Origin of the sequence: Cupriavidus sp. UBA2010, from assembly GCF_002335265.1 — a bacterium.
GTDB classification, from domain to species: Bacteria; Pseudomonadota; Gammaproteobacteria; order Burkholderiales; family Burkholderiaceae; genus Cupriavidus; species Cupriavidus metallidurans.
Window position 1 is genome coordinate 1 of record NZ_DDCI01000027.1, and the last position, 23,528, is coordinate 23,528.

The 23,528-nt window shown below is 64.8% G+C and carries 26 protein-coding genes; 15 read left to right on the forward strand and 11 right to left on the reverse strand.

What is annotated here, in order from left to right; translation table 11 throughout:
* Positions 1-76 precede the first annotated feature (76 nt).
* Positions 77-262 carry a Flp family type IVb pilin gene (locus B2246_RS21435; protein ID WP_286880728.1) on the reverse strand — a complete coding sequence of 62 codons (186 nt, stop codon included), beginning with the start codon at positions 260-262 and terminating at the stop codon, positions 77-79.
* Between the two features lie 444 nt (positions 263-706).
* Positions 707-1,948 carry a collagen-like triple helix repeat-containing protein gene (locus tag B2246_RS21440; RefSeq protein WP_286880727.1) on the reverse strand — a complete coding sequence of 414 codons (1,242 nt, stop codon included), beginning with the start codon at positions 1,946-1,948 and terminating at the stop codon, positions 707-709.
* A 503-nt stretch (positions 1,949-2,451) separates the two neighbouring features.
* Here B2246_RS21440 and B2246_RS21445 point away from each other — a divergent pair.
* Positions 2,452-3,960: a collagen-like triple helix repeat-containing protein gene (locus tag B2246_RS21445; protein ID WP_286880725.1), complete on the forward strand. Its 1,509-nt coding sequence runs from the start codon at positions 2,452-2,454 to the stop codon at positions 3,958-3,960.
* A gap of 150 nt (positions 3,961-4,110) precedes the next feature.
* Positions 4,111-5,787: a ShlB/FhaC/HecB family hemolysin secretion/activation protein gene (locus B2246_RS21450; protein ID WP_286880723.1), complete on the forward strand. Its 1,677-nt coding sequence runs from the start codon at positions 4,111-4,113 to the stop codon at positions 5,785-5,787.
* A gap of 51 nt (positions 5,788-5,838) precedes the next feature.
* Here the strand turns inward: B2246_RS21450 and B2246_RS21455 are convergent, their stop codons facing one another.
* Complete coding sequence (locus B2246_RS21455; RefSeq protein WP_008646861.1) at positions 5,839-6,045, reverse strand: dodecin; 207 nt, start codon at positions 6,043-6,045, stop codon at positions 5,839-5,841.
* Between the two features lie 305 nt (positions 6,046-6,350).
* On the opposite strand from B2246_RS21455, the gene B2246_RS21460 reads away from it, so the two are divergent.
* Together B2246_RS21460 and B2246_RS21465 are read left to right on the forward strand one after the other, a co-directional pair.
* Positions 6,351-6,770, forward strand: coding sequence for a hypothetical protein (locus B2246_RS21460; protein WP_011518173.1), 420 nt, complete (start codon positions 6,351-6,353; stop codon positions 6,768-6,770).
* Positions 6,771-6,957: 187 nt separating this feature from the next.
* A complete protein-coding gene (locus B2246_RS21465) occupies positions 6,958-7,668 on the forward strand; it encodes a dienelactone hydrolase family protein (RefSeq protein WP_008646864.1) in 711 nt (236 codons plus the stop codon).
* A 75-nt stretch (positions 7,669-7,743) separates the two neighbouring features.
* Here B2246_RS21465 and B2246_RS21470 read toward each other — a convergent pair whose 3' ends face one another.
* Together B2246_RS21470 and B2246_RS21475 are read right to left on the reverse strand one after the other, a co-directional pair.
* Entirely contained in the window at positions 7,744-8,493 is a 750-nt protein-coding gene (locus B2246_RS21470; protein WP_286880720.1) for a glycine zipper 2TM domain-containing protein, read from the reverse strand.
* Positions 8,494-8,644: 151 nt separating this feature from the next.
* Complete coding sequence (locus B2246_RS21475) at positions 8,645-9,112, reverse strand: MarR family winged helix-turn-helix transcriptional regulator (RefSeq protein ID WP_035880659.1); 468 nt, start codon at positions 9,110-9,112, stop codon at positions 8,645-8,647.
* Positions 9,113-9,303: 191 nt separating this feature from the next.
* Between B2246_RS21475 and B2246_RS21480 the strand changes: the two genes are divergently transcribed.
* Together B2246_RS21480 and B2246_RS21485 are read left to right on the forward strand one after the other, a co-directional pair.
* Positions 9,304-9,855, forward strand: a complete 552-nt coding sequence (locus B2246_RS21480; RefSeq protein WP_008646869.1) for a YggT family protein — start codon at positions 9,304-9,306, stop codon at positions 9,853-9,855.
* Positions 9,856-10,067: 212 nt separating this feature from the next.
* Positions 10,068-10,340: a hypothetical protein gene (locus B2246_RS21485; protein ID WP_008646871.1), complete on the forward strand. Its 273-nt coding sequence runs from the start codon at positions 10,068-10,070 to the stop codon at positions 10,338-10,340.
* 71 nt (positions 10,341-10,411) lie between these two features.
* On the opposite strand, the gene B2246_RS21490 is transcribed toward B2246_RS21485, so the two are convergent.
* Positions 10,412-11,323: a LysR family transcriptional regulator gene (locus B2246_RS21490; RefSeq protein WP_035880655.1), complete on the reverse strand. Its 912-nt coding sequence runs from the start codon at positions 11,321-11,323 to the stop codon at positions 10,412-10,414.
* Positions 11,324-11,538: 215 nt separating this feature from the next.
* Between B2246_RS21490 and B2246_RS21495 the strand changes: the two genes are divergently transcribed.
* Entirely contained in the window at positions 11,539-12,360 is an 822-nt protein-coding gene (locus B2246_RS21495) for an IclR family transcriptional regulator (RefSeq protein WP_024569351.1), read from the forward strand.
* Between the two features lie 26 nt (positions 12,361-12,386).
* Here B2246_RS21495 and B2246_RS21500 read toward each other — a convergent pair whose 3' ends face one another.
* The 4 genes from B2246_RS21500 to B2246_RS21515 all read right to left on the reverse strand — a co-directional run bounded on the left by B2246_RS21500 (position 12,387) and on the right by B2246_RS21515 (position 14,996).
* Complete coding sequence (locus B2246_RS21500) at positions 12,387-12,662, reverse strand: 2Fe-2S iron-sulfur cluster-binding protein (RefSeq protein WP_029310185.1); 276 nt, start codon at positions 12,660-12,662, stop codon at positions 12,387-12,389.
* Between the two features lie 80 nt (positions 12,663-12,742).
* Complete coding sequence (locus tag B2246_RS21505) at positions 12,743-13,063, reverse strand: hypothetical protein (RefSeq protein ID WP_008646877.1); 321 nt, start codon at positions 13,061-13,063, stop codon at positions 12,743-12,745.
* A gap of 39 nt (positions 13,064-13,102) precedes the next feature.
* Positions 13,103-13,405: a 2Fe-2S iron-sulfur cluster-binding protein gene (locus tag B2246_RS21510; RefSeq protein ID WP_008646885.1), complete on the reverse strand. Its 303-nt coding sequence runs from the start codon at positions 13,403-13,405 to the stop codon at positions 13,103-13,105.
* 52 nt (positions 13,406-13,457) lie between these two features.
* Complete coding sequence (locus B2246_RS21515; protein WP_008646886.1) at positions 13,458-14,996, reverse strand: hypothetical protein; 1,539 nt, start codon at positions 14,994-14,996, stop codon at positions 13,458-13,460.
* 268 nt (positions 14,997-15,264) lie between these two features.
* Here B2246_RS21515 and B2246_RS21520 point away from each other — a divergent pair, with 268 nt between their 5' ends.
* The 7 genes from B2246_RS21520 to B2246_RS21550 all read left to right on the forward strand — a co-directional run bounded on the left by B2246_RS21520 (position 15,265) and on the right by B2246_RS21550 (position 21,378).
* Positions 15,265-16,194 carry an ornithine cyclodeaminase family protein gene (locus B2246_RS21520; RefSeq protein ID WP_008646887.1) on the forward strand — a complete coding sequence of 310 codons (930 nt, stop codon included), beginning with the start codon at positions 15,265-15,267 and terminating at the stop codon, positions 16,192-16,194.
* 149 nt (positions 16,195-16,343) lie between these two features.
* Positions 16,344-17,060 carry a TenA family transcriptional regulator gene (locus B2246_RS21525; RefSeq protein WP_008646888.1) on the forward strand — a complete coding sequence of 239 codons (717 nt, stop codon included), beginning with the start codon at positions 16,344-16,346 and terminating at the stop codon, positions 17,058-17,060.
* A gap of 75 nt (positions 17,061-17,135) precedes the next feature.
* Positions 17,136-18,584: an aldehyde dehydrogenase family protein gene (locus B2246_RS21530; protein WP_008646889.1), complete on the forward strand. Its 1,449-nt coding sequence runs from the start codon at positions 17,136-17,138 to the stop codon at positions 18,582-18,584.
* Positions 18,585-18,608: 24 nt separating this feature from the next.
* Entirely contained in the window at positions 18,609-19,088 is a 480-nt protein-coding gene (locus B2246_RS21535; protein WP_008646896.1) for a GlcG/HbpS family heme-binding protein, read from the forward strand.
* Positions 19,089-19,105: 17 nt separating this feature from the next.
* Entirely contained in the window at positions 19,106-20,110 is a 1,005-nt protein-coding gene (locus tag B2246_RS21540) for a 2Fe-2S iron-sulfur cluster-binding protein (protein WP_035880643.1), read from the forward strand.
* A gap of 132 nt (positions 20,111-20,242) precedes the next feature.
* On the forward strand, positions 20,243-20,983 hold the full coding sequence (locus B2246_RS21545; protein WP_286880704.1) for a GntR family transcriptional regulator: 741 nt from the start codon (positions 20,243-20,245) through the stop codon (positions 20,981-20,983).
* A 218-nt stretch (positions 20,984-21,201) separates the two neighbouring features.
* On the forward strand, positions 21,202-21,378 hold the full coding sequence (locus B2246_RS21550; RefSeq protein ID WP_155714380.1) for a hypothetical protein: 177 nt from the start codon (positions 21,202-21,204) through the stop codon (positions 21,376-21,378).
* A gap of 103 nt (positions 21,379-21,481) precedes the next feature.
* Here B2246_RS21550 and B2246_RS21555 read toward each other — a convergent pair whose 3' ends face one another.
* Complete coding sequence (locus B2246_RS21555) at positions 21,482-22,327, reverse strand: phytanoyl-CoA dioxygenase family protein (RefSeq protein ID WP_008646903.1); 846 nt, start codon at positions 22,325-22,327, stop codon at positions 21,482-21,484.
* Positions 22,328-22,579: 252 nt separating this feature from the next.
* Here B2246_RS21555 and B2246_RS21560 point away from each other — a divergent pair, with 252 nt between their 5' ends.
* Entirely contained in the window at positions 22,580-23,506 is a 927-nt protein-coding gene (locus tag B2246_RS21560) for an AAA family ATPase (protein ID WP_008646904.1), read from the forward strand.
* The last annotated feature ends 22 nt before the right edge of the window (positions 23,507-23,528 follow it).

The window sequence follows — 23,528 nt, forward strand, 5'->3', positions numbered from 1 at the left end:
TTTTGTCTTTCTTTTCATCACATCTCTCCTTGCTTCAGTTTAACCTCAGCAAGGGATTCGTTTTGCGGGGGCAAGCTCAAACCGCGGCGAACCACGTTGTTACCTTGGTAGCAAGATTCGAGAAACCGGTGCCGAGATTTTGACCGAGGTTGGTAACCCCGGCGACGATGGCTACGGCGATCAGACCCGCGATCAGGCCGTACTCAATGGCAGTCGCTCCGCGTTGCGCTTTGCGAAAGAGGGACGCTTTTACTTGACGCATGTTCTCACTCCCGATGAGAAAATTTTCCGTACACGGAACCCAGCGATACCCCGGTCCTGACGTGATGCCATCGATGATTTCTCCGTGGCATTTCTATATTCCGATCGCTGGTACAGCCTTTATAAGACATGGAATGTCTCATCCATACCCCCCGTTTGGGCTAGGTATGAATCAGCATAGAGTGGGACATACGTTTGAAACAACTTTGCCCGATTTTCATACTTAGGGATGAGGAACTGCCAATTGTTGAATGAAGGGCAATAAAGCCGGCACCGCCGTGCCGCATCCTGCACGCCAACATGCGGGACGCGGCACAGCGCGCAATAAAAGGATGCGCCGCGCGGGGTAAAGACGACAGCGCACCGTAAAGATGTCGACCAGTTGTCAGGGAAAGTCCTGAACCCAATTCGCCGGATTAGAGGACTTTCCCGATTCGTTGCGCGATCAGCGTTGTGTCAGGCCGCCGAGCAGGTTCGTGACCGGAGCGAGCGGATTCTGGCTGCTGCCGCGGGACGCCGCGCCACCCGTCGCACCAGTCAATCCGCCGGTCAATCCGCCGGTCAGGCCGCTGACCAGGCCCGTCACGGGAGCCAGTGGATTCGCGCCCGCCGCACCACCTGCTCCACCCACTGCACCCGCCACGCTGCCTACAACGGGCAGGTTGCTGACCGGAAGGCTACCCAGCAGGCCGCTGACCGGATTGGCGCTCGCGGAGCCAGTCGCACTGGCCACATTGGCAACCGGCAAGCTGTTGATCGGCAGGCTGCTGAGCAGACTGCCCAGCGGATTGGTGCCCGCACCACTACCCGTTCCTTGCAGCAGACCGCCCGCCACCGCGACAGTCTTGCCGGTCTCGGTCACCACGCCACCCAGCGGAGAGACGATCGGCGTATTGGTGTTGGTGATCATGCTGCCGGCACTGGCCACCGTGTTGCCCACCGTTACCAGCAGGTTGTTGACCGGCGCGCCCAGACCGGTTGCGCCACCGACGGTCTGCGTGGCGTTGGTGAGTTGCGTGGTCAGCGGCACGATGACCTTGCTTGTGCTACCCGTCAGTTCCGCCACGGCGCCCGTCGACAAGGCCGTGCCGAGCTGATTGCCGGCGCCCATCACGGCGCTGCCCACGCTCTGCACCACGCCGCCGACAGGCGTGGTCACTGGTGCGAGTGGGGCAAGCTGGCCGGTGCCCACGGCTTGCACCAGGTCGCCCGCGCTGACCACCGTCTTGCCAGTCTGCGTCACGACGTTGCCAGTGTTGGCCACAGTGACACCAACCGGGTTGTCGACGGCACCCATCTGTCCGAGCCCATTGGCAACGCCGGCACCGAGCGTGGCAACGGTTGCCCCGGCATTTATCACCACATCGCCGGTGGCGTTCTTTGCGCCGGTGGGTACCAGCGGAACGTTCGTGTCCTTGATCTGCTGGCCGATCTGGCTCACCGCGTTGCCTGCCGCCGTCACCGTATTGCCAGCGCCTTCCACCACCTTTGCAGTCGGCGTCGTCGCGGCGGTGGGCGTGGGGGTCGGCGTCGGGGTCGGTCCGGCCGGCGTGGATGGCGAAGGGCTTGCGCCGCTGCCCGAACCGCCGGACGAACAGCCGGCCAGCAGGGCGAGCGCGGCAGCGCAAGCCAGTGCCACGACATTCGTGGAATAACGGGGACGCTGCAATTGGCTCGTGGTCTTCATGTTTTGATCTCCTCTGGTGGACGTGTGCGATCGCAACTCGCGCGCTTTGCCGTGGCCTGTTGCGCAAGCCGTGTGCCAGGGTCAATCGCATGTTCGATACGAACGCTGGAAAACCACGGCACGCTGCCCTGAACCCGTTATGCGGCGCGGCTTTCCGGCGCAACGACGTGCACGATTTCCAGGTCAGGCGACACGGCGGACCACGCCATCGGCGCGTTACGAAAGCGCCGCGCGTTACGTAACGCGTAACGCCTCGCCCACTTGCCACAACCACCGTCCGCTTGATGCGGGCGTTTGATCGGCTGCCCGCAAACCCTTGTCAGACGTGCGTTTGCGGGCAGCACCCCTACTTGCGTTGGGCTCCGGTCCACTCGTGGTCCTCGATTGGCACACCGCTTGCGCATACATCCGCAGCCACGGCACGCCACACATCTCGACGCTCGACCGACGAGCGTGCACGTGAACTTCGACGGGTAAGAGAAAAGACAAAAGGGGAACAGGTCATGCGCCAACAACAAGATTTCAAGAAGCGGATCGTCATCACGGCAGTACTGGGGGCACTGTTCGCGCTGGGCGGCTGCGCCAGTGGCAGCGGTTCCACTTCGATGGGGACCAGCGGCTCGGGCGGAACGGGTGGTACCGCAGGCACGTCGGCCGGTACTGGCAGCAGCGGCACCAATGGCGGGGCCGGTGGGTCTGGCAGCACCGGTGGTGCCGGCACGGACCTGGGCAGCAACGGCGCAGGTGGAAACGGCAGCAACAACGGTGGTGGCAACAACAACAACAACGGCGGCGGTGGCACCACCGCCGCGCTGACGCCGACCAGCACGATCGTCAGCAACGCGGGCTCGGTCGCAGACGGCGCCGGCAAGACGGTCAGCGGTCTCGGCGACGCCATCAGCAACGCGAACGTGCCGGGCCTGCCGTCGCAGACCCAGACTGGTCTGGGTGGCGTGGTGACATCGGTTGGCAATGCCGTCAGCACGCTTGCCAACGGCGTGCAGTCCGGCCTCGGCAACATCCCCAACGCCACCAACCCCGTGGGCACGACCGTGGCCAGCACCGGTGGCGTGGTGAGCCAGCTCGGCAATGCGGTGACGAATGCGGGCAGCGCGGTCAGCGGCCTTGGCACCGGACCGCTCGCGCCGCTGGCCGCGCTGACCACACCGCTCGGCGGCGTGGTGTCGCAGGTGGGTGGCACCGTCAGCAACGTTGGCACGCAACTCGGCACGGTGCTGTCGACCGGTCCCGTCGAGCAACTGACCGGCGGCGTCAGCAAGATCATTGTGCCGCTCACGTCGACGCTGACCAACGGCACGCAGACGCTGGGCGCGGCGACGGGTCTGGGCCAACCGGTCAGCAACCTGCTGGCGACGGTGGGCGGCGCACTGGCTGTAGCGGGCACCACACTGACCAACACCAATACGCCTGTCGTCTCGGGCGTGGGTGGCGTGGTTACCGGCGTGGGCAATACGGTGGCTTCGGTCGGCGGCGTCGTGAATGGACCTGCGGGCGGCAGCGTCACCAATCCACTGGCGCCCGTAACCGGGCTCGTCAGCGGCCTCACCGGCGGCCTGAGCGGCGCGACGGGGGGCAGCGCCGGCCCGCTGGCACCTGTGACGGGTCTCGTCAGCAGCCTGACCGGCGGACTGACCAGCGCAGCCGGCGGTGGCGCCAGCCCCCTCGCGCCCGTTACCGGTCTCGTCAGCGGCGTGACCGGCGGACTGTCTGGCGCGGCAGGCGGCAGCAGCAGCCCGCTGGCGCCGGTGACAGGCCTTGTCAGCGGCATCACCGGTGGACTGACCGGCGGCAATAGCGCCGGCACCACGGCCAGTCCGCTGGCCCCGGTCACCGGCATCGTTGCCGGCCTCACTGGTGGCAACGCGCCCGCCAGCACCAGTGGCACGACGACGGGCGGCACCAAGCCCGCCAATCCGCTGGCACCCGTCACGGGCCTCGTCGGCGGACTGGTCAGCGGCCTGACCGGCGCGCTGGGTGGCACCAGGCACTGACCTGAGCAGCAACCGAATCAAGCGAATCAACCAAATCAACTGAAGCAAAAGCGTCGCGGCCACAGATGGGCGGCAGGGAGAGCGGCATCCCTACCGTCCGTGGCACGCGGCGTCATAGCCGCAAAGCTGTCTTGATCAAGGGGTATTACCATGCGTACACGCAAGCGTGTTGCCGCATTGCTGATTGGCATCGGCGCCATTCATAGCGGCCTGTCTCATGCCGAACGGAGCCCGGTCCAGGGCGATCCGACCCAGACTCTCCCGACCATCGCGCCGAGCAAGCCTGCGCAGAGCAATGTCACCGTGCAGGTGGAACGCCCCGATGCAGCCATGCAGAATCTGCTCGCCTCGCGCCTGACGCCGAAGCATTTCAAGATCGAAGGCGCGAAAACGCTGCCGTTCGAGCAGATCGCCGCCAAGTTCTCGCCGCTGGCCAACCGCGAGATCAGCGTGGCCGAACTGCTGCAGGCCGCGGAATCTGTCACCCAGATGTACAAGGACGCGGGATATCCGCTGTCGTTCGCGTTTGTGCCCGCGCAGTCGTTCGAGAACGGCGACGTGCTGATCACCGTGGTGGAAGGCTACGTGGCCAACGTCACGGTCCGCGGCAAGGCTGGCCCGGCCGAGGGCCGCCTGCGCAAGATCGCGCAGCAACTGATGCGCGAGCGCCCGCTACGGCAGGAGAGCTTCGAGCACTACGTCAACGTGCTGTCGCAGCAGCCGGGCATGCAGATCAACGCCACAGTGCAGCCACCCTCCACCACCGATGGCGCGTGCGAGATGGTGCTCGAGGCCAAGCGCAAGCCGTTCACGTTCGGCACCGGTGTGGAGTGGATGTCGCCGGGCCTGCGCGCCATCGCCACGGCCACCACCAACAGCCTCACGCCGCTCGGCGAGCAGCTCTCGTTCACGACGCTTTTCCCGAAGGGCCACAACGACGAGGAGTACTACGCGCTCAACTACGCCCAGCCGATCGGCACCGAGGGCATGCTGGCCAAGGTGACGGCGTCGCACTATCGCGGCGTGCCCGAGAACACGTCACTGGCGCCCATCGGTTTCGAATCGCGCTATGTCAACGACTCCAAGCGTCTCGGCGGCACGCTGAGCTACCCCGTGATCCTCAACAACCGCCATGCGCTCACGCTGACCGGCGGCTTCTACGCGAACAACCAGTTCGAGCGCTACACGCAGGCGGTGCAGCCCGGCGCGGGCCGGCAGATCGAGTTGTCGACCGATGTGCGCGTGGCCAGCGCGGAGGCGTCGTACCTGCAGCGCGGCCAGGGTTTCACGCGCAACGCCACGCTGGGCTTCTACAAGGGCTTTGACGGGCTCGGGGCAAGCCGTCAGAACAACATCAACGACCTGAGCTTCTTCCGCACCCGGTTGCTCGTGTCGCAGGCCAACGACCTGCCCTACGGATTTGGCACATCGGTTTCCGCGGCAGGCCAGTACAGCGGCAACCGGCTGGCATCGAGCGAGCAGATCAGCTTCGGCGGCCGCTTCTTCGGCCTGGGCTATCCCGCCGGCGAAGTGGCTGGAGACAAGGGCTGGGGGGCCTCCGCCGAGATCAACCGGATGTTCGCGGTGGACTACACCTACCTGAAGACGCTGCAGCCGTTCATCGTCACCGACTACGCGCGCGTGTTCTCCAACAGCGTGTCGCTGTCGCACCGGACGCTGCAATCGGTCGCCGTCGGCCTGCGGTTCTCCGACCGTCGCTACTACACGATGGATATTTCGGTGGCGCAGCCCGTGGGCGACAAGCCGACCAACGCGAGCCATCGCTCGCCGCGCTTCAACCTGCTCTGGTCCTACCAGTTCGACTGACGGGTGGCCGGCGCGACGGAACGGGGGCCTGCGCCATGCCGCCGGCCCCGTTCAGTTCACGCGGAACCCGATCTTGAGCGTCACCTGAAAGTGCGCGACTTTGCCATCCTGCACATGGCCACGCGTTTCCACGACCTCGAACCAGTCGATGTTCTTGATGGACTCCGAGGCCTTTGCCAGCGCATTGCGAATGGCGGCATCGCTGCCGTCCGCCGACGACCCGACGATCTCGACCAGCTTGTAGGTGTGGTTGGACATGATCCGTCTCCTGTTGTGCATGGGTGAGTGTGACTGTGACCCGGCACATGCTGCGCGGCTTCATGCGCGGCACGCGTCATATCCCTTCATGATAGGCACGCGCCTGCACTCTCCCCAAATCCCGTCTGGTCTGTCCGGCATCAGGATCAGCCAAACACTGACATTCCCGGCGTGCGTACGGGTATGTACTTGAGACGAGTAACCTCGGATGCGCGACGGGCCACCAGCTCGGCCCCGGAGTGCGAAAGTTCAACACGTGTCTCCATCATCGTCATCGCATCCGCTTTACCTGGCAGGAGGAAGCGATGAGAACAGAACAGATTGCCATGCGCCAGCGCGCGCGCAACTTGTGCGCGGTTGGCGTCGCTGTGATGTCACTGGGTGCCGCCATGGCGGCGCGTGCGGACATCACGAGTTCGACGTCAGGGCCGATCACCTATGTCTGCGGCGGGGTTGCCGCGGACGAGCAGGCCGAAATGCGCAGCGAGGCCCGCAACTACGACATGGGTCTGCTGTTCACACAAGGCGGACGGGGCGAGTACCTGTCCGACGTGAACGTCAAGCTGATGAAGAACGGCAAGGAAGTGGCCGAGTTCCGGTCCACCGGGCCGCGCTGCCTGATCCGCGGGCCGCGTGCGTCCTATCAGGTGGTGGCGACCTATGAAGGCATGTCGAAGCACGCCACGTTGAGTCCGGGCGAGAAGAACGTCCAGATGCGCTGGTAAGCCACACGGGCACATATGAGGCCCGGCTGTCGCCCGGCCAATGCCGGCATCCGTCCCCCGGATGCCGGTTTTTTTGCGCGGACCCGCACCCATGTATCGCGTGGTCCGCTGCACGATTGCCTTACCGGTGGCAAACTTGCGCCCTGGTTCCCCACCCTCTGAACACTTCACCCCGGAGTTTCCGACCATGACCACCAATAGCCGCTGGATTCGTATCGATACCCCCGATGGCAGCTTCGACGCCTACCTGAGCCTGCCGCCAGCAGGCAAGCAGCCGGGCAACCCGGGCATCGTGCTGATCCAGGAGATCTTCGGCGTCAACGAGCACATCCGCTCCGTAGCGGACCAGTACGCCGCCGACGGCTACGTGGTGCTGGCGCCGGACGTGTTCTGGCGCACGGCGCCGCGCGTGGAACTTGGCTACTCGGGCAAGGACTGGGAAGAGGCCATGAAGCTGCGCCAGGCCGTGAACCTGGAGGAAGCCGTATCCGACATCGGTGCGACGGCCAAGGCGCTGCGCGCGGAAATCGGCGCCGGCGGCAAGGTGGCGGCAGTGGGTTACTGCTTTGGCGGGCTGCTGTCGTACATGGCGGCCGCGCGCGGCATGGTCGATGCGGCGGTGCCGTACTACGGCGGCGGTATCCAGAACAACCTCAAGGAAGCAGAAGCGCTCAACGTCCCGGTGCAGTTCCACTATGGCGCGCTCGACGCCCACATCAAGCCCGAGGACGTCGAACGTGTGCGTCAGGCTGTGGCGGGCAAGCGCGGTGTCGAGGTCTTCGTCTATGACCAGGCCGACCACGGTTTCAACTGCTGGGCGCGTGGTTCGTACCACCAGCGTTCGGCGGCGCTCGCGCATGGCCGCGCGCTGACGTTCCTGACCAACGCGCTGTCCTGACGCTTCAATGTAGCCGCCGTTCCGCTGCGCAGTACGTCTTCGACGGTTTCAACTGCCGCAGCGGACGCCGCGCGCTCAATACGGCATCGCCACGCCGTTCTGAATCTTGACGCGATCGCCCGTGCGCAGGTTGTACGGGCTGTTCTGCGTCACGGTCACGTAGACGTTGTCGTTAGTGCGCACGCGCACGCGGAAAGCCGCCGGCGTGGTGCCGGAGCGCTTCTCCACTTCATTGCCGGCCAGCGCGCCGGCCACCGCGCCACCGATCGTTGCGACGGTATTCCCGCGGCCGCCGCCCACCTGGTGACCCAGCAGACCACCCACGACACCGCCGATCACGGCACCGGCGCCGCTCGTGTCGGCCGGCTGACCGGCCAGTTGCTCGATCGACTCCACCCATCCATAACGCACGGCGTACTGGTCGTTGTAGCCGTTGTTATAGCTGCCGTCGTAGTTCCCACCCTGCGGCGCGGAAGGCTGCGACGGGTAAGCGTACTGGTCATAGGTCTGCTGTTGCGGGTAGGTCTGCTGCTGGGGATAGCCTTGCTGCTGAGGATATCCCTGCTGTTGAGGGTAGCCCTGCTGCTGCGGATAGGCGGGGTAGCCACCGCTGACCTGCGTACCGCTGCCACCATAGCCAGCGTTGCCATACGAGGCGCCACCGTATGCGGTGCTGCCGTAGGAGCCGGACGAGCCGGAAGAGCCGTAGGAGCCGCCATAGCCCGACCCGTAGCCATCGCCATAGCCGCCATATGGCGCGGCGCAGCCAGCCAGGGCGCTCGCGGCGAGCGCGGCCAACACAACCGGACGGAACGGGAAAGACATGATGAAGGCTCCTGCGTCGATGCGCGTATTGGTATTGCGCGGGAGTCTAGTGCCGTCGTCCGGCCGCAGGTGTCACCGGAGATTGTGATGGGTAACCGCCTGTAACCGCATCATCGCGTCATCACCTCATCGCCTCCATGCGGGAGGTCGATCAGATGCGCTCGGCGCCGTCGTCGTTGAACGCCGTGATACGCGCCACGCGGAACGTGTTGCGCAGCGATTCCAGTTCCGTGCGATGCAGTGCCGCCAGGCGGTTCAGGCAACGCTCGCCCTTGGCCAGCAGATGAATCTGCACCACGCGGCGATCGTCGGGATTGATCTTGCGGCTGACCAGTCCGGCGGCCTCGCACCGGTTGACCAGCGCCACCACGCCATGCTGCTTGGCCTGCAGGCGCTCGGCCAGTTCGCCCACCGAAGCCCAGTTCTTGTCCGGGCATCCGCGGATATGCAGCATCAGCAGATACTGCTGGACGGTCACGCCTTCGGCGCGCGCGGCCTCCTCCGAGAAACGCAGGAAGCGGCGCAACTGGTAACGAAAATCGGAGAGTGCTTCGAAGTCCTGCTTGTGCAGCACGGCGGCTTCTTCGGAGGCCCTGGCTTGGGCAGACTTGCGTGGCATGGATGTCGGATCAGCGAGAACGTTGGTGGACCGGCCGCCCATTATAGGAGGTGCGCCCGCAGGCGCCGCCGTGCGCTGGCGCGCATTGCCCGGCAATCCCGCCCGTACTTCGACGCTTTGGGTCCCGGCGCGGTATGGCAGAATCTGTGCGGTTGCCGACACCCTATAACCGCAAAACGGAAATCCGCCCGATGTTCACGGAAATCATCCTGTTCCTGCTCGATACTGTTTTCACGCTCTTTGGCATGGCATTGCTGCTGCGCCTGTGGATGCAACTGTCCCGGCTGCCTTCGCGCAATCCTGTGTCCCAGGGCGTGTTCCAGGTGACGGACTGGATCGTCCGCCCCCTGCGCCGCATCATTCCTGGCCTGGGTGGCATCGACTGGGCCACCGTCTTCGCGGCCTATCTGACCGCCGTGGCGTTCCTGCTCTGCCGCGCGCTGGTGCTCGGCGCCGATCCGCTCGGATTCCTGCCGGTGATCCTGGCGCTGGGCGTGCTCAGCATGCTCAAGTGGGGCATCAGCATGGTGATGTGGGTGACGCTGCTGATGGCGGTGCTGTCGTGGGTGAATCCCAACTCGCCGCTGGCGGCGCCAATCTGGCACTTGACCGCCCCGCTGCTGCGCCCGATCCAGCGCGTGGTGCCGCGCCTGGGTGGCTTTGACATCTCTCCGCTGATCCTGTTCGTGATCGCCCAGATCCTGCTAATGGTGATCGCCAACGTCAGCCGTGGAGTGGCCTGAACGCCATTTCTAAAGCGATGGCGCACCCGATAGGACAAGTGCCCGGGGCGCCACGCTACCACAGACAGGAACCATAGGGAAAACCCTTATTGTCCAAATCGTTGGACAGTCTGTCGAGGATTCTCCCTTTTTCCTGTGCCTGCTGAAGCCTACATTACAGGCACCGCGGAACCCACCGCGATCACTGCCAAAAATAGTAGGAAAGCACAACCATGAAGACCCTCGCACTCTCCCTGCTTTGCGCCATCGGCCTGTCTGTCGGCGCCACCGCCGCCCAAGCATCGGAGTTCAATTCGGATCTGGCCCGCCTGGACGGAAGCATCGCCCGCAAGGTCGACCCGTACCTGGATGGCGCCCGTGGCGTCACCGAAAAGCGTGACGTGTACACGGAAGGCGCGCGCGGCGTGACCGAGAAGCGTGATGTCTACACCGAAGGCGCGCGTGGCGTGACCGAAAAGCGCGACGTCTACAGCGAAGGCGCCTGAGCCTCGCCTGCCTGATCCAGGCAAGTCAGACGGGGCGCTCCCCCTGCCCCGTCAGCAGTACACAGCGCAAGTTACTGCCCGAGATCATCGAGATCGGCCCCCATCATCGATTCAATCGCTTCCATGAATGCGCGCACCTTGCGCGGCTGCAAGCGACGGTCGGGCAGTAACGCAAAGACCCTCAGCGGTGGCAACGGCCAGTCGGGCATCATCCGCACCAGCCTGCCCTGCGCAATCTCCGCCTCCGCGGCTGCCATCGGCACACGCGCGATCCCGATTCCAGCCAGCGCGGCCTGCATACGCAGTTCTGCGTTATAGGTCTGCATTCGCGGACGAATCGGCACGGAGATACGTTCCCCATCCCGCGAGAACTCCCATACCGAGACACCGGGTGTGGCCAACGTCGGCATGTGTGACAGATCTTCCGGCTGCATCTGCGCCGGCAGGCTAGCCGCCAGCGACGGTGCCGCCACTAGGCCCCTTTCTATATGCCAGATGCGTCGGGCGATGGTGCCGGAATCCGGCAGGTCGGTATCCACCGTGACGAAGGCGATGTCGAAGCCTTCGCGGATCGGATCAACCAAGCCCTGGGAGATCTCCACCGTGATGTCGAGCGCGGGGTGCGCCGCCAGTGTCCGACAGATCACACCGCCGAGTTGCTGGGCGCCGAACTCATAAGGCGTGGCGATGCGCAGCATCCCCTGCACACGCTCCTCGCGGGCCAGGGTCTCCTGCCGGATCTCGCGCAGTCGCGCGAACAGCGGCGCGACGTCGCGATAGACCGCGCCGCCAGCGTCGGTCAGCCGCATGCGGCGCGTGGTGCGCTCCAGCAGCTTGGCGCCGATGGCCGTTTCCAGTCGGGCCACTGCCGCCGAGACGCGCGACTTCGGGCAATCGAGTGCCGCGGCTGCCGCCGTGAATGTGCCCTGCTCGATCACGCAGCAGAATGCCTCCCAATCGTTCCACTGAATTGTTTCGTTCACCGGACCCTGTTTCCTTTGCTGACCCTTGTTGTCCCGACTATCTGTCCACCATTGTGCGGACGCACATTATGCGATAGACAGATATGTCTCGTCAGCGTGCCCGGGCACCCCGGTACCGGCCGCAAATGCATCAGACTGGCAAAGCCGGCGCATTTCCTCTACCCTTTCGGCCTTTCCGAGCCAATTCCGGCGCATCGACGCCGATGTTCCGATCGATGGCGAACCCAGCCGATACCGCAACGTCCCGCGCGCCCGTAGCCGGCGCCACCGAAAAGCCAAGCGACAGCTACGTGCAGTCCTTCGCACGCGGCCTGTCGGTGATTCGCGCCTTCAATGCCAGCCACCCCGCGCAAACGCTGACCGAGATCGCCCAGGCCAGCGGCCTGACGCGCGCCGGCGCGCGACGCATCCTGCTCACGCTGGTGGGGCTCGGCTACGTGCAGAATGACGGCCGGCTGTTCCGGCTTACGCCAAAGATTCTCGATCTCGGCTTCGCCTATCTGACGTCGATGCCGTTCTGGAATCTGGCCGAGCCGATCATGGAAGCGCTGTCGCAATCGGTCCATGAAAGCTGCTCGATCTCGGTGCTGGACGGGACGGAAATCGTCTATGTGCTGCGCGTGCCCGCACGCAAGATCATGACGATCAACCTGTCGATCGGCAGCCGCCTGCCGGCCTACTGTTCGTCGATGGGACGCGTGCTGCTGTCGGGACTGGATCAGGAAGAACTCGATCGCGTGCTGCACGCGTCGGACCTGCGGCCACGCACGCGCCGCACCGTGACCGATATCGGCGAACTGAAGACGCTGATTGGCGAGATTCGCGAGCGCGGCTGGGCGCAGAACGACCAGGAGTTGGAGGAAGGGCTGGTTTCGCTGTCCGCCCCGATCCGGAATCGCGGCGGTCAGGTCATCGCCGCGATCAACATCAGCGGCCAGGCCAATCGCACGAGCGCGCAGGAGATGGTGGAGCGCTTCCTGCCGCCGCTGCTGGAAGCGGCGGGCAAGATTTCGGCGATGGTGGGGCTGCGTACCTGAGGGCCAGGGCGCCCGCCCCCCCGCGGTTACCAGGAAACCGCGATATCCCCCTTCACGAACGTCTGGCAAGCCATGCGATAGCCAGCGCGCAGATCGTCGTCGCTGAGATGCTTGCGCTCTTTCGGCTTGACCGCGTCGGTGTGTTCCAGCCCGCGTTCGATGCGGCACTTGCAGGTGCCGCAGATCCCCCCTCCGCACTTGAACGGAATGCCGCCTTGCTCGCGCAGGGACACGCGCAGCAGATTGCTGTTCTCCGGCGCGTTGACGGTCTTTTCGCCGTTGGTCACGAACGTGATTTCGATCGTCCGGGGCTTGGGCGGGGTATCGGTATCGGGCACGGCGGCGCCGGCGTCGATGTCGCCGATGTCAGTCTGGGCCTGCATCATTGCTTCCTTAGGGAGAGGTCCATGCTGCCGAAATGCGCCAGCGATTGCAGCGCGGTGCGGGCAGCGTCGAGCGTGTCGAAGCGCTCGAGGAATTTCGTCGGCACGTGATTGACGACCTCGGCGGATTTGTCCGCCTCGTCGATGACACGCACCTTCAACGGGTGTTGGGTATCGGATAGCTCGGCAATCACGAACGTGGCGGTGCAGCGCCCGTAGAACAGGTACTCCCACGTCTCCACCGGGTCCACGCCGGGCACGGCCTCGGTGCGGAACTGGCCCGGTTTGCTGGTCAGGATCACGTACATGGCTTGGTTCATCCGCTGGTTCCCTCGGTCATTGCTCGCTCATGTCATCCTTCAGGCAGCCAGTTCTTCCTGCTCAAGCTCGATGTCGTGCGTGAGCCAGATCTGGCAGGTCAGCCTGAAGCCCTGATCGAGCCGGTCGCCGAGCTGCTTCTTCTCTTTCCAGTTCGGCGGCGGCAGATGCTCCGCGCCGGACAGCACGCGGCACGCGCATTTCGAGCACTTGCCCATGCCGCATTCGTAGCGCAGGTTCGGATATGGAAACTGCTTGATGCCCGCGCGCACCACGAGGTTGGTTTCTGGCTTGACCTCGTCAACGAAGACCTGGCCGTTCTTGTGAAAGACAACTTTCGGCATAGCTCTGCTTTCCGCAATCAATGAATGGGCAATTGGGATGTCCGCCACGCGCTCAGTGCCAGATCAGCATCGCGCAGATGGTGGAGACGAACAGGCCGGCCAGCACTGGCAGCAGCAGCGCCCGCACGGCATCCAGTACCGGCACACGCGCAAATCCGGCCACGGCAATCAGGGACGACCAGGCGATCAGCGTGCCGCCACCGGTCCAGACCGCGCCCATCTGGCCGACGGCCGCCAGCGTGGCCGAGTCGAAGCCGACCACGGGACCAAGCGCGCCGGCCAGCGTGCCGGTCAGCGGCAGTCCGGCAAAACCCGATCCGTCGATGCCGGTGATCATGCCGACCAGAAGCACTCCGAACGCCACCAGCACGTGGTTGTCGGGAATCATGTGCTGGTAGGCCTGGATCAGTTCGAACAGCAGGCTCGGCGCGCGGCCCGTGTCGACGCCGAGAATCTGCGCGGCGGTCTCGCCCGCGCCAACGAAGAAGAAGCCCGCGATCGGCAGCACCGAGCCCATTGCCTTGAACGCGAAGACGAAGCCATCGGTGATGTGCTCCGGGCACGTGTCGAGCATCTTGCGCGGGCCTTCGGCGGCCAGCGTCGCCAGCATCATCAGCACTGCAGCCACGCCACCCACCAGCGCAGCGGCCGCACCGCCCTTGAGATCGACCATGCCCGAGGAGATCTTCGGCAGCACCATCAGCGTCACAACGCAGGCAAAGGCCAGCGGCGTCAGCACGGCGAAGAACTTCGACCACTTCACGCGGCGCTGGGCCACCATCGCCAGGCTGCGTTCGATATTGGCGTCGGTGTCCAGCGGCTCCTCGTGCGAGGTGCCACGTGCGATCTCGGCCTTGTCGAAGGTACCGGTGGCTTCCACTGCGGTGTCCACACCGGTGGCACGCGCCTGCCAGCGGTCGAGCAACGCGCCGCTGGCGGGAACGATATGACGGCGCATCGACAGATAGGCCAGCGTGAGCGCGATGCCACCCGTGATGATCGACAGGATCAGCGCGCGATCCGCCACCACCGCCGCGCTGACCGCCGCGCCAGCCGCCTTGGCGCTGATGCCAGGTGCCACGCCGATCACATAGTCCGACGACAACGCCATGCCCTGACCGGCAATGGCAATGGCCATGGCCCCCGCCAACGGCGGCAGCCCGGCGGCAATCGCGGCCGGCAGCAAGATGGCGGAAACCAGCGGCACAGCCGGCGTCGGCCAGAAGAACAGCGAGATCACGTAGGTGATGCCCGCCAGGATGAAATAGGCGCTGTGACCGTTCTTCATCACCACGCGGAACGGCTCGACCATCCGGACATCGGATCGCAATGACTTCAGCGCGTTGAGCAGCGCCGTCATGAAGGCAATCACCAGGAAGATATTGAACAGTTCCTTCGCCGCGACCAGGCTCGCGGAGAAGATGCCGCCCAGTGCCGTGACCGGACTGCCAGTGATGGCCAGTATCACGAGGAACGTGCCGATGATCGACGGCACCACGACGTTGGCACGCATGATCATGGTCAGCACGATCACGGCCACGCCTAGCAAATACACCCAGTGTGCCAGGCCGATCTCTACGGTTTGATGCATGAGGCTCCCCTGTTATGGAGGCCCTTGTGGGGGCGGATATGAATTTCTGTTTTCACTACGAGTTGTATACTATATTCCGCATATCCTCTGACACAAGCAGAAATTACCACGCCTAGGGAAATCCCCAAAAGAGGGGCGATTTTCCGCTCTGGCGCACGGAATATGCGCATTTGGCACCAGTTCGGCGCCGACGAATTTCGTGAAAAGGGGCTAGCACTTTTTGAGGCATTGTGTAGACTGTATACCGAAATACAAACAAGACGCCCCTATGCTCCATATCACCGACACCCTGATCGATCGCCACGTCACGGCCGCCGATGCGCAGGCCGCGATGCTCGACGCCTTCCGCAGCTTTGGCCGCGGGCAGGCCGCCATGCAGGAACGCATCCGCACCGAGGCCGGCGGTGTGAAACTTTCGACGCTTGGCGCGGTAATCCCGGATCAGCAGGTAGCCGGCGCCAAGGTTTACACGACGATCGCCGGTCAGTTCTCGTTTGTCATCCTGCTGTTTTCGACGGTTGACGGACGCCCGCTGGCTTCGTTCGACGCTGGCGCCATCACGCGGCTGCGCACTGCGGCCTGCACCGTGCTGGCCGCAAAGCGGTTGGCGCGCCCCGATGCGCAAACCCTGGCGCTGTTCGGCGCGGGCACACAGGGCGTGCAGCACGCATTGCAACTGTCGGCCGCACTGCCGCTCCAGCGCATCCTGATCTGTGATCCGTATGCCGATGCGGAGGCCGCCACGCGCCTGTCTGCCCAATGCGGCGTTTCCGTGTCATTCGCGCAGGCCGAGGAAGCGGCCGCAGCGGCAGACATCATCGTCACGGCCTCGCGCTCGACCACGCCACTGTTCCCTGGCGCCATCGTCAAGCCGGGCACGTTCATCGCGGCGATCGGCTCGAGCCTGCCGCACACACGCGAGCTGGACGATGTGGCGCTGTCACGCGCGTCCGCAGTGGTGGTCGAATGGCGCCCGCAGTCGTTGCGGGAGGCCGGCGACCTGGTGCTCGCCGACAAGGCGGTGCTGCCGGACGAGAAGATCGTGGAACTGGCCGATGTACTGCTAGACACCGCGCCCACGCGCAAGCATGCCGACGACATCCTGATCTACAAGTCGGTCGGCGTGGGACTTGAGGATGTCGCGCTGGCCGGTATTGCCTATCAACGCATCACCGCCGCCCAAGCCGCGGCTGCCTGAACCTATTCCGATGAACCTGCCGCCGCGCGCGGCATTTTTGTCGGCCCAACGAAAGTGTAGGAAGTATACAAACCCGAAAACGCCGCGACACCGCTCAGCGAGCCGTGGTGACCAACCCCAACCGACCTCGTCAAAACAGGAGCCCCAACATGGCCGAACTGATGAACCGTGAAGAATTCCGCACCGCGCTCGAAAACGCGATCAAGGGCAAGAGCGCTAACCAGGCCCCCTTCAGCAAGGCCTGGGCCAGCGGCGAACTGAGCCGCGAGCATCTGGCGCGCTGGGCAGAGAACCACTATCACTACGTCGGCCCGTTTGCGGATTACCTGGGCTACATCTACGCTCGCACGCCCGACCACATGACCGAGGCCAAGGACTTCCTGCTGGCCAATATGTACGAGGAAGAGATCGGCGGCGACCGCCATACCGATCTGCTGATCCGCTTTGCCGAAGCCTGCGGCACCACGCGCGAACGTGTGGTGAGCCCGGACAACATGTCGCCGACCACGCGCGGCCTGCAAAGCTGGTGCTACGCCGTGGCCATGCGCGAAGACCCGGTGGTGGCCGTGGCTGGCCTGGTGGTGGGCCTGGAATCGCAAGTGCCGTCGATCTATCGCAAGCAAACGCCGACGCTGCGCGAGAAGTATGGCTTCACCGACGAGGAAGTCGAGTTCTTCGACCTCCACATCGTGTCCGACGAGATCCACGGTGAGCGCGGCTACCAGATCGTGCTGGAGCACGCCAACACGCCCGAGCTGCAGCAACGCTGCCTGAAGATCTGCGAAATCGGCGCCCAGATGCGCCTGCTGTACACGACGGCGCTCTATTACGACTACGTCGACACCAAGGCACAAGCCGCAGCCTGAGTTGCGCAAGCAGTACGCCCCGGACGCGCGCGAGCCGCGTCCGGTGTCCCGATCCCAGTTCAAGGCCCCCGCAAGATGACCGAGACGTACCGCAACTACATCGATGGCGAATGGTGCGACAGCGCCAGCGGCCGTACCGTCGATAACGTCAACCCCGCCGACACACGCGACATCGTCAGCCGCCACGCCGCGTCCGACGCGCGCGACGCCGCCGCCGCTGTGGCCGCTGCCGCAGCCGCGTTCGACGGATGGAAAAAGACCCCGATCGGCAAGCGCGCGAAGATCCTCAACGATGCGGCCGCGCATCTGGAAGCCAACGCCGACACCATCGCCGCCGAACTGACCCGCGAGGAAGGCAAGGCGCTGAACCTGGCGCGCGACGAGGTCATGCGCTCTGCGCAGACCCTGCGCTTCTACGCCGTGGAGGGTCAGACGTTCAGCGGCGAAAGCTATCCGAACGATGATCCCGACATGCTCGTCTACAGCCTGCGCGAGCCGCTGGGTGTGGTGACGGTGATCGCGCCCTGGAACTTCCCCGTGTCGATCCCGGCGCGCAAGATCGCACCCGCGCTGATCACGGGCAACACCGTGGTGTTCAAACCCTCGTCCGACGCGCCGCTGTCCGGCTACCGGCTGGCCGAAGCATTCGTCCGCGCCGGCATTCCGAAAGGCGTGCTGAACTTCCTGACCGGCAGCGCCGCCGAAGTGGGCCCGACCATCGTGGAATCGCGCGAGGTCCGCGCGGTCTCGTTCACCGGATCGACCTCCGCCGGCGAGCAGATTCACAAGTCCGTGCCGATGACCACGCGCACGCAGATGGAACTCGGCGGCAAGAATCCGCTGATCGTCATGGAAGACGCCGATCTCGATCGCGCGGTGGACCTGGCAGTCAAGGGCGGCCTGTCGCTGTCGGGCCAGGCGTGCACGGGCACCAGCCGCATCCTGGTGATGCGCGAGGTAAAACAGGCATTCACCGAGAAGCTGGTGGCCAAGGTCAAGGCGCTGAAGATTGGCAGCGGCATGACGGCCGGGATGGACCTCGGCCCGCTGGCCACGCGCAAGCAACTGGAAACGGTGCTGAGCTACATCGCCATCGGCAAGCAGGAAGCGACCTTGCTGTGCGGCGGTGAGCAGCTGTCCGACGGCGATTTCTCGCACGGCTACTACGTTGCGCCGACCGTGTTCACCGACGTGACCCAGTCGATGCGCATTGCCCGCGAGGAAATCTTCGGGCCGGTGCTGGCGATCATCGAAGTCGAGAGTTACGCGGACGCCATCGCCCAGGCGAACGACACCGAGTACGGTCTGTCCGCCGCCATCGCCACGCGCAATCCGCGCTACATGCACGACTTCACGCGCGATATCGAATCAGGCACGGTCAAGATCAACCGCACCACCACGGGCAACCTGGTCAACGCGCCATTTGGCGGTCTCAAGCGCTCGAGCACCTCGACGTTCCGCGAATCGGGACGCGCTGGCCTCGAGTTCTATACGCAGATCAAGACCGTCTACCAAGGCATCTGAGAAGGCACCTGAAGGATTACGAACATGAAGAAAGCCATCAAGCTCGAGTTGAAGGAAGCCCGCCACATGGTGGCCGCGGCCATTCGCAAGGCCGAGGAAATCGGCGTGCTGGAATCCATCTGCATCGTCGACGACGGCGGCTACCCGCTGCTGCTCGAACGCATGGACGGCGCCCGCATCACCGGACCGCAGATCGCCTGGAACAAGGCCTTCACGGCCGCCGGCCACAAGCGTTCGACCCACCTGTTCAACACGCCGCCCAACGGCCCCGCGCTGCCCGGCAATGAGGCCTTCGGCATCCAGTGGAGCTTCGACGGCAAGTTTGCCGTGTTCGTGGGCGGCTACCCGATCGTGGTCAATGGCGAGGTGATCGGCGGCGTGGGCCTGTCCGGCGGCAACGGCGAGCAAGACACCGCGTGCGGCGTGGCCGCGCTCGAAGCATTGCGCGACCTGCTGGCGGCGGAAGACCTGACCGTGCTGGCCCAGGCCGATATCAAGAAGTAACCAGGGAAGGAGTCATCATGTCCTATCGGGTCGAGATTGCGGAAACGCAGCAGGTTTTCATGGTGGCGCCCGGCGAGTCCGTGCTCGATGCCGCCCTGCGCTGCGGTGTCAGCCTGGCGCACGAATGCACCTTCGGCGGCTGTGGCACGTGTCGCGTGCGCGTGGTCGACGGTGCCGTGACCTATGAAGAATTCCCGATGGGACTGACCGAGGAAGAAGACGCGGCCGGCTTCGCGCTGGCCTGCCAGGCCCGGCCCGCCGGCGACCTCGTCATCAGCACCGCGCGCGCTGCGGAACCCGCGATTCCGGCGCGGCGTACCACCGCGACGGTGCAGGCCATCACCTCGCTCGGACCCGATGTGCTGCATCTGCGGCTCGCGTTGTCCGACGACGAGGTGTTCGTGTTCGAACCGGGCCAGTACATGAAGATCCTGCTCGAGGACGGCAGCCATCGCAGCTTCTCGATGGCATCGGCCCCGAACGGAAACACGGTGGACTTCCACGTGCGGCAGATCGCGGGCGGACGCTTCACCACGGGGCAGCTTCCGCAACTGCGGCCGGGCGACAAGCTCGACGTCGAAGTCCCGCACGGCAGCTTCAGCCTGCGCAAGGAAGACTACCGGCCGCTGCTGATGGTGGCCACCGGCACCGGGCTCGCGCCGATCAAGAGCATGCTCGAAGCGCTGATGGATGATCCGGACTGTCCGCCCGTGTGGCTCTACTGGGGGATGCGCTCGGCAGCGGATCTCTATCTCCATGACGAGATTGCCCGGTGGGGCGAGCGGCTCTACGATTTCCAGTACGTGCCGGTGCTGTCACGCGCGGACGATGCGTGGCAGGGTCGGCGTGGCTATGTGCACGACGCGGTGGCGGCCGATATCGGCGACTTGTCCGAACACGCGATCTATCTGTGCGGCTCTCCGAACATGATCCACGACGCCAAACAGACATTCATGGTGCTGGGCGCGCAGGCGCCATTCATCTATTCCGACGGATTCACGTTCCAGCACGCGCCGGGCTGACACCGGCACGAGAACGCGCATCTCAATGTCTACCCTATGTCTGCATTAAGGGGGTGACGGTATACAATAGCGGCATTCACGCCGTGGCCCAGCGCAGCGGCGTCCACCGAATTCCGACGGCCGATCCCGACCATGAACGACGCCACTGCCAGTGCCTACAGCCAGATTCCGGATGCCCCGGCTGCCAGCCTTGGTGCCCAGCATTCCCCGCTTTTCGCGCTTGTCACCGATACGCTGCGCCAGCGCATTCTGGGCGGCCAGTACGAGCCCGGCGAGCGGCTGGTGGAAAACACGCTGTCGCTGGAGCTGGGGGTGTCGCGCATTCCGGTGCGCGAGGCACTGCGCGCGCTGGCGGCCGAAGGTCTGGTGCACATCGAGCCACGCCGTGGCGCCTCGGTGGCGCGGCTGTCACCCAATATCGCCCGCGAGATGGTGGAAGTGCGCGCCACGCTGGAAGGCCTCAATGCCAAGCTGGCCGCCCAGCGCCGCGACCCGGCATTGATCCAGGAACTCGAAAAGGTGTTGAAGGAAGGCAATAACGCTGTCGACGGCGGTCAGACGGAGCGCTTTGTCGAGTTGAATTCGCGCTTCCACGAGGTACTGGGCACCATTGCCGCAAACAGTGTGCTCCAGGAAATGATGCGGTCGCTGCGCGAACGCACGGCACTGCTGTTCGCACCGGCCAACCTGACCCGCGCGCGCACCAACTGGGACGAACACGCGCAAATCCTTCAGGCCGTGATTGCCGGCGACGCCGACCTGGCATCGCTGCTGGCCACGCGACACGTCTACAGCGCGGCCAAGGCCGTCGAGGCCATGAATCCCGACCCGACGGCAGCATCCGCATCCGCGGATGCCAACAAGGCGGCCTGACGCTCTCCCCCTCCCGCTTTTTCAGCTTTTTCGGCTTCTTCGGCCTCTTCCGCTTCTTTCCGAGTTACCCAATCCGTGGACCGGTCCGGTGCATCTCGCACCGGTGCCGGGCTGTCCGGCATTCCCATCGTGGCAAGCAATACCATGGTGCGCACCACGAAATGGCGCACTGCACCAATTTTGTGTATACTGTAGTCTGATGTTAACCACAATTGGGAATGACCATCATGCAATACCCGGATGCTTCGTATTTCGACCGTCCGGTGGGCGAGCAGCTCTTGAGCCACTTCGCACGCCGTGACGCCGTTCGGCACACCACGCCGTTGCTGCCGTTCCGATTCGCTGACGTGCTGGCGCTGTTCCGCGGCACGAACGCCCACCGCAAGACCGTCTGAGCGCACCGCGCACCCAAATAAAAACCGCCCCGAGGGGCGGTTTTTATTTGCCGGCGAATCGGCCGCGATGTGGATGAAGCGCCTCAGAGCGCATCGGAGCACATCAGAGCGTCGTGGGCGGCAACTCCACACTGCCAAACTCCGCCGACCGCGTGCCGGCAACCGGCCGATTGCTCGCTCCGAAATACGCGAACGCCACCGACAGCTTGACCGCCTCGGAATCATTGCGACCCGCGGCATGGAACAGCCGGCTGTCGAACATCAATACGTCGCCACGATGCAGCGCCAGCGGCATGGTGCCCTTGAGCAACTGCTGGCTGGCAGGATGCGCCTCGACCAGGAACTCCGCCGGATCCAGCTGCGCGGGGTCGAGCTTCGCGCGGTGCGAGCCCGGAATGACGCGCAGCACGCCATTGCGCTCATCTTCATCGCCCAGGGCCAGCCACACCGTGATCAGGTCGCTTTTGACGAACGACCAGTAGCGGGTATCGCGATGCCAGCCGGTCTGGCTGCCGTAGTGCGGATGCTTGGTCATCACGCAGTTGTGATGGGCCAGCGTGAGGCGGGCCGGCTCGCCGAGCAGTGCCTCGACGGTGGCCACCACAGCCGGATCGCTCGCCCAGCGGCGGAACACCTCGTCGCGACCATAGGCCTGACGCAAGCGTCGCACCGTATGCCCGCCTGCCGCTTCTCGCGTGGCCGGCGCCCCCGGATAACCCAGATCGGCCTCGAACTCGACCGGCGGCACCGCGGCAGCCAGTTGCTCTCGCGTCACCGCCTCCAGCGCCGCGCAAGTGGCTTCGCTCGCGAACTTGCGCAGCACGATATAGCCACCCGCGTGGAATTCGCGTGCCAGACTGGCCAGCGCGGCCTGATCGGCGAGCGGGGCGGAAGAATCGAAGTCGAGGGAAGCGGACGCGCCAGACGCGTGGTGTTGCGGGGCAGTCATTGCAGCGGAGGAGAAAAATCTGAAAGTGGCAAGTCGCCAACAAGGTCGATGATGCCAGAAGCCGCGAAATCCGGCGCGGGCTGGCGCCTGATTTCGAGAATTCGCCACGGGATCGCCATACTTTCAGACCCCCCTACGTGCGGAATCCCACTGTCCGATGCGACCCGTGCGCCGCTACAATGGCCGGACCCTTGCGCGGCCGACGGCAAGAATCCGGCCACTGCCTCCAACCCGACCCCAAAGAGCGCCATCGTGACTGCCCGACCCAAGATCGCCGCCTCGCTGACCGAGGTGCAAACCCAGTTGGGTCGTATCGTGCTGGGCAAACCGCGCCAGGTCAGGCTCGCCCTGGCCTGCATTCTGGCTGGCGGTCACCTGCTGCTGGAGGACGTGCCCGGGGTCGGCAAGACCACCCTGGCGCATGCGCTGGCCCGCACGCTCGGGCTGCAATATCAGCGGGTGCAGTTCACGAGCGACCTGCTGCCCGCCGATCTGGTCGGCGTGTCGATCTTCAAGCGCGAGACGGGGGAGTTCCATTTTCATCACGGCCCCGTGTTCGCGCAGGTCGTGCTGGCCGATGAGATCAACCGTGCGCCACCCAAGACCCAGAGCGCGCTGCTTGAAGCCATGGCCGAGCGGCAGGTCACACATGACGGCATCACCGAGACACTGTCGGCCCCATTCTTCGTCATCGCCACCCAGAATCCGCTCGAGCAGATCGGCACCCATCCGCTGCCGGAATCGCAGCTCGACCGCTTCACGATGCGGATATCGCTTGGCTATCCCGACGCCGCGTTCGAACGCGTGCTGTATCTCGGCGGCGCGATTAAGGACGAGGCGGAGGCGGTCATGGACGCCGATCAGGTCGTGGCCCTGCAGACCGCCGTGGAGAAAGTCTATGCCAGCCCGGCACTAGTGGACTACGTGCTTGCGCTGGTGCAGGCCACGCGTGTCGAATCGAGCTTCGTGACCGGGCTTTCCCCGCGTGCCGGACTCGCATTGCTGGCCTGCGCGCGCGCCTGGGCATTGCTTGATCAGCGCGAGATGGTCTTGCCGGAGGACGTCCAGGCAGTGTTCGAGCCAGTGGCCGCGCACCGGCTTCTGCCCGCGGGTCAGGTCGCGCTGAACCAGGGCGCCGATACACTGGCTCGCCTGCTGGCCAGCGTCGCAATTCCCTGAGGTCATCGGACACACCCCCGCC